Annotated in this window: 7 protein-coding genes; all 7 read left to right on the top strand. The window is 74.0% G+C overall.

All coding sequences use genetic code 11. The features are described 5' to 3' along the window. Nucleotides 1–719 (top strand): polyprenyl synthetase family protein (locus PROKR_RS13840; protein WP_036964225.1); only part of this gene is annotated, 719 nt, incomplete at its 5' end. Then, nucleotides 716–1609, top strand: a complete 894-nt coding sequence (locus PROKR_RS13835; RefSeq protein WP_036964224.1) for a phytoene/squalene synthase family protein — start codon at nucleotides 716–718, stop codon at nucleotides 1607–1609. The genes PROKR_RS13840 and PROKR_RS13835, both read left to right, overlap by 4 nt. Then, on the top strand, nucleotides 1597–3162 hold the full coding sequence (gene crtI, locus PROKR_RS13830) for a phytoene desaturase family protein (RefSeq protein WP_051432979.1): 1566 nt from the start codon (nucleotides 1597–1599) through the stop codon (nucleotides 3160–3162). Before PROKR_RS13835 ends, crtI begins: the two co-directional genes overlap by 13 nt. Continuing rightward, nucleotides 3159–3527 (top strand): lycopene cyclase domain-containing protein, encoded by a 369-nt coding sequence (locus tag PROKR_RS13825; protein WP_036964223.1) that lies wholly within the window; start codon nucleotides 3159–3161, stop codon nucleotides 3525–3527. Before crtI ends, PROKR_RS13825 begins: the two co-directional genes overlap by 4 nt. Continuing rightward, the gene (locus tag PROKR_RS13820; RefSeq protein ID WP_036964221.1) at nucleotides 3524–3844 is read left to right on the top strand and encodes a lycopene cyclase domain-containing protein; all 321 of its coding nucleotides are present in this window, start codon (nucleotides 3524–3526) and stop codon (nucleotides 3842–3844) included. Before PROKR_RS13825 ends, PROKR_RS13820 begins: the two co-directional genes overlap by 4 nt. Then, entirely contained in the window at nucleotides 3834–4694 is an 861-nt protein-coding gene (locus PROKR_RS13815) for a prenyltransferase (RefSeq protein ID WP_036964220.1), read from the top strand. Before PROKR_RS13820 ends, PROKR_RS13815 begins: the two co-directional genes overlap by 11 nt. A 10-nt stretch (nucleotides 4695–4704) precedes the next feature. Then, a partial coding sequence (locus PROKR_RS34920) for a nucleoside-diphosphate sugar epimerase (RefSeq protein WP_036964218.1) occupies nucleotides 4705–5260 on the top strand: 556 nt, incomplete at its 3' end.

The raw sequence follows: 5260 nt of genomic DNA, 5'->3' as shown, positions 1-5260 counted from the left end.
ACGCGGTCCGCGGCGGTCTGCCCGCCGGCGCCGCGACCGCCTGGGGCACGGCCTCCGGCATCCTCGGCGGCGACCTGCTGCTCAGCTCCGCGTACGCGCTGGTCTCCCGCGTGCGGTCCGCGGGACGGGCCGAGCTGACCGACATCATCGACGAGGCCCTGTTCCGGGCCGCCGCGGGCGAGCACGACGACGTCGCGTTCGGCCTGGGCACGGCGCCGGCGACCCCGGAGCGCCTGCTGCGGATGATGGCGAACAAGACCGGCAGCTACTCGTTCGCCGGGCCGTTGCGCGCGGGCGGCGCGCTGGCCGGTGCGGGCGAGGAGGCGTCGGCCGACCTCGAACGGGTCGGCATCGCGCTGGGCATGCTCTACCAGGTGCGCGACGACCTGCTGGGCGTCTTCGGCGACCCGCTCCGCACGGGCAAGAGCACGACCGGCGACCTGCGCGAGGGCAAGCGGACCCTGCTCGTCGCCTGCGCCGAGGGGGACCCGGCCTGGACCGAGGTGCGGCACCTGTGGGGCAAGCCGGACCTGTCCGAGGACGAGGCCGATCTGTTGCGCACCGCCCTGGTCGCCAGCGGCGCCCGCGACGCGGTCGCCGACCTGGTCGACGCCAAGCGGCGTGCCGCGGTCGCGACGATCGAGCGGACGGCGCTGCCCGTCGCCCTGCGGCAGGGGCTCACCGGGCTCGCCGACCGGCTCGCGGAGCGTGAGTCGTGATCCCGTCGTCGTCCCTGAACCTGTACTCGCACACGGCCCACGCGGCCGCCGCGCAGGTCATCGGTGCCTACTCCACCTCGTTCAGCCTGGCCACGCGTCTGCTGCCGTCGTCGGTGCGCGGCATGGTCGAGGACATCTACGCGCTGGTCCGCGTGGCCGACGAGATCGTGGACGGCCCGGCCCAGGAGGCGGGGCTGGCGCACGACGAGCGCCGCGCAGCCCTGGACGCGCTGGAGCAGGAGACCTACGTGACGCTGGGCCGCGGGTTCAGCACCAACCTCGTGGTGCACGCGTTCGGTACCACGGCCCGGGCCGTCGGCATCGACGAGACGCTGGTCCGGCCCTTCTTCGCCTCGATGCGCCGTGACCTCGACCCGGTCGAGGCCCTCGACGACGAGGAGTACCGCGCGTACGTCCACGGCTCCGCCGAGGTGGTGGGACTGATGTGCCTGCGCGCGTTCCTGTACGGCCACGCCGTCCCGCCGGCCGTTCGCGCCCGCTTGGAGGAGGGTGCCCGGCGGCTCGGCGCGGCATTCCAGAAGATCAACTTCTTGCGTGACCTCGGCGACGACCAGGAGCGCCTGGGCCGCACCTACTTCCCCGGTGCGGGACCCGAGCGGCTGGACGAGGCGCGCAAGGCCGAGGTCGTCGCGGACGTCGACGCCGACCTCGCCGCCGCCAGGGCCGTGCTCCAGCTGCTGCCCCCCGGGCCGCGCCGGGCCACGGCCCTGGCCGCCGGACTGTTCTCGGAGGTCAACGAGCGCCTGCGCAACACACCCGCCGCGCAGCTGCACGTGCGGCGGGTCTCGGTACCGGCCGCGGTGAAGCTGCGTATCGCCGTGGCGACGCTGGCGGGCACTCAGCCGAACAACAAGCGATGGGCCGCATGAACGGACGAGACGGGCAGCACGTGATCGTGGTGGGCGGCGGCATCTCAGGTCTCGCGACCGCCGCCCTCCTGGCCAGGGACGGCGCGTCGGTGACCCTGCTGGAGGCCCGCTCCGACCTGGGTGGGCGGGCGGGACGCTGGGAGCGCGACGGGTTCACGTTCGACACCGGCCCCTCCTGGTACCTCATGCCCGAGGTCTTCGAGCACTTCTTCCGCCTGCTCGGCACGAGCGCGGCCGACGAGCTGGACCTGGTGCGCCTCGACCCGTCCTACCGGGTGTTCTTCGAGGGCGACCGGGAGCCGTTCGACCTGCCGGCCGACGGCGCCCGCGAGGCGCTGCTCGCGCTCGACCCGCCGTCGGCCCCGAAGCTGAAGGCGTACCTGGACTCGGCGGCCGAGACGTACCGGATCGCCACCGAGCGTTTCCTGTACGCCACGTTCGCCTCGGCGGCGCCGCTGCTGGACCCCGCCGTGGTGCGTCGCGCCCCGCGCCTGCTGCGCCTGCTCGGCGAGTCGCTGGACCACTTCATCGCCCGGCACACCGCGGACGACCGGGTGCGCCGCATCCTCGGCTACCCCGCCGTGTTCCTCGGCACCTCGCCCGGCTCGGCACCGAGCATGTACCACCTGATGAGCCACCTCGACGTGACCCAGGGCGTGCTCTACCCGCGCGGCGGGTTCGGCGCGGTGATCGACGCCGTCGCCCGGTGCGCCGAGCGGGCGGGCGCCAAGCTGTTCACGAGCCACCGGGTCACCCGCATCACCGTGTCGGACGACGGCGCCGCGACCGGCGTCGAGGTCACCGGACCTGACGGCAGCACCCAGCACCTGCCCGCCGACGTCGTGGTCTCCACGGCGGACCTGCACGTCACCGAGCACGAGCTGCTGGACCCCGAGCACCGCAGCCGCGGCGACCGCTGGTGGAAGCGCCGCGACCCCGGACCGGGCGCGGTGCTGGCCCTGCTGGGCGTGCGTGGCGAGCTGCCGCAGCTCGCCCACCACTCGCTGCTGTTCGCCGAGGACTGGCAGGGCGGCTTCGAGTCCATCTACGGCGCCGCGCGCACGGTGCCGTCGCCCACGTCGCTGTACGTCTGCCGCCCGAGCGCCACGGACGACGTCGCCCCGCCCGGGCACGAGAACCTCTTCGTGCTCGTGCCGGTGCCGGCCGACACGACGATCGGCGCGGGCGGCGTCGACGGCGCCGGGGACCCGGGCGTGGAGAGGATCGTGGACGACGCGATCGCGCAGATCGCGGGCTGGACGGGCACGCCGGACCTCGCCGAGCGGATCGTCGTGCGGCGCAGCATCGGGCCCGCGGACTTCGAGCGGGACCTCGGCGCATGGCGCGGCGGCGCGCTCGGGCCGGGCCACACACTGCGCCAGAGCGCGATGTTCCGCGGTTCGAACGCCTCCTCCCGGGTGTCGAACCTGCTGTACGCGGGGGCGACGACCATCCCCGGTATCGGCCTGCCCATGTGCCTGATCAGCGCGGAGCTGGTGCTCAAGCGCCTCCACGGCGACACCAGCGCCGGCCCTCTCCGGGAGGTGGCATGAGCTTCGTCTACCTGGCCGTGCTGCTGTTCTCCGCCGCGGGCGTGCTGATCGTGGACTGGCGGTACCGCCTCTTCTGCTGGGCCGAACCGGCCCGGGCCGCGGCGGTCCTCGTGGCCGGCACCGTGTTCTTCGTCCTGTGGGACCTGGCCGGCATCGGGCTGGGCGTGTTCTTCCACGGCGCCGGCCCGTACATGACTGGGCTCATGCTCGCCCCGGAGCTGCCCGTCGAGGAGCTCGTGTTCCTGGCGTTCCTGTGCGAGCTCACGATGGTGCTCGTGCTCGGCGCCCAGCGTCTGCTGTCCCGCCAGGGTGCGACGCGCGCCCGGCAGGCGACCGCGCGGACCCGCCACGAGGCGGGCCGATGACCTACCTGCTGCTCGCGCTGGCCTTCCTCGCGGCGGCGGCCCTGGTCGCGTTCGTCGCACACCGGGTCGCGGCCCGGCGCCGCGGGGAACGCCCCCTGGGCTGGCGCCCGATCGTCCTGGCCGCCGTCGCCATGTGCGTGCTGACCGCCGTGTTCGACAACGTGATGATCGCCAGCGGCCTGTTCGCCTACTCCGACGCGCACATCTCGGGCCTGCGGCTCGGGCTCGCGCCGGTCGAGGACTTCGCCTATCCCCTGGCGGGCGTGATCCTGCTGCCCGCCCTCTGGTACCTGTTCGGGAGTCGACGTGCTCGCTGACCTCGCGCGCGCGTCGCGCCCCTTGAGCTGGATCAACACGGCCTACCCGTTCGCGGCTGCGTACCTGCTGGCCACCGGTGAGGTGGACGTCGCCCTCGTCGTGGGCACCCTGTTCTTCCTCGTGCCCTACAACCTGGCGCTGTACGGGATCAACGACGTGTTCGACTACGCCTCCGACCTGGCCAACCCCCGCAAGGGTGGCGTCGAGGGCGCGCTGCTGTCGCCGCGGCGGCACCGCCCGATCCTCGTGGCGTCCGTCGCGACCTGCGTGCCGTTCGTCCTCGCGCTGGTGCTGCTCGGGCCGCCGTCCTCCTGGCTGGTGCTCGCGGTCAGCCTCTTCGCGCTGGTCGCATACTCCGCGCCGCCGTTCCGGTTCAAGGAGGTGCCGGTGCTGGACTCCCTGACGTCCAGCGTGCACTTCGTGAGCCCGGCGGTGTACGGGCTGGCGCTCGCACAGGCCGCGCCGACGCCGCAGACCTTCGCCGCGCTCGGCGCGTTCCTGCTGTGGGGCATGGCCAGCCACGCGTTCGGCGCCGTCCAGGACGTGGTGCCCGACCGCGAGGGGCGCATCTCCTCGATCGCCACGGCGTTCGGGGCGGCGACCACGGTGCGGCTCGCGCTGGGCGCGTGGGTGGTCGCGGGTGTGCTCGTGGCCACCACGGGCTGGCCCACCGCGCTGCTGGGACTGCTCGCCGTCCCGTACCTCGTGCTCGCGGCGCCCTACGCGAACGTGAGCGACGAGGACTCCGCCCGCGCCAACGGCGGCTGGCGTCATTTCCTGTGGGTCAACTACGCCGCCGGCGCGGTCGTGACGATCCTCCTGATCGCGGACGCTGCCGGCTACCTGTAGGGAGGGAAACATGACTCTGCACATGTCGAGCGTCGTGGGACACCCGCGGCCCGAGGTCTTCGCGTGGCACGAGCGCCCCGGCGCGGTACAGCGGCTCACCCCGCCGTGGTCGCCCCTGACGGTGGTCAGGGAGGCGACGTCGCTGGACGGCGGCGAGGCCGTGCTGCGGCTGCCGCTCGGCCTGCGCTGGGTCGCGCGGCACACCGGCTACGCGCCGCCGGAGCGGTTCGTCGACGAGCTGGTCTCCGCGCCGCTGCGCTGGGTGGTGCCGTGGCGGCACACCCACGAGTTCCACGCCGAGGGCGACCGCACCCGCATCACCGACACCGTGGACACCCCGGTGCCCGAGGCGGTGCTGCGGTCCATGTTCGCCTACCGGCACCGCCAGCTCGGCCTCGACCTCGCCGCGCAGGCCAGCGCCCGCAACGCCGGCGACCGGCCCATGACCGTGGCGATCACCGGCAGCAACGGCCTGGTCGGCGGGGCCCTGGCGCCCTTCCTGACCACCGCCGGCCACCGCGTGGTGCGGTTGGTACGCGACACCCCGCGCGGGCCCGACGAGCGCC

The organism is Promicromonospora kroppenstedtii DSM 19349 (assembly GCF_000515355.1).
Classification (GTDB): domain Bacteria; phylum Actinomycetota; class Actinomycetes; order Actinomycetales; family Cellulomonadaceae; genus Promicromonospora; species Promicromonospora kroppenstedtii.
Note: the sequence above shows the minus strand (reverse complement) of the source record. Positions and strands in the feature narration are given on the sequence as shown.

Bases quoted from the DNA above. Each gene is read 5' to 3' on its own strand.
- crtI (WP_051432979.1), top strand. From the start codon at position 1,597: ATGGGCCGCATGAACGGACGAGACGGGCAGCACGTGATCGTGGTGGGC.
- PROKR_RS13825 (WP_036964223.1), top strand. From the start codon at position 3,159: ATGAGCTTCGTCTACCTGGCCGTGCTGCTGTTCTCCGCCGCGGGCGTG.
- PROKR_RS13820 (WP_036964221.1), top strand. From the start codon at position 3,524: ATGACCTACCTGCTGCTCGCGCTGGCCTTCCTCGCGGCGGCGGCCCTG.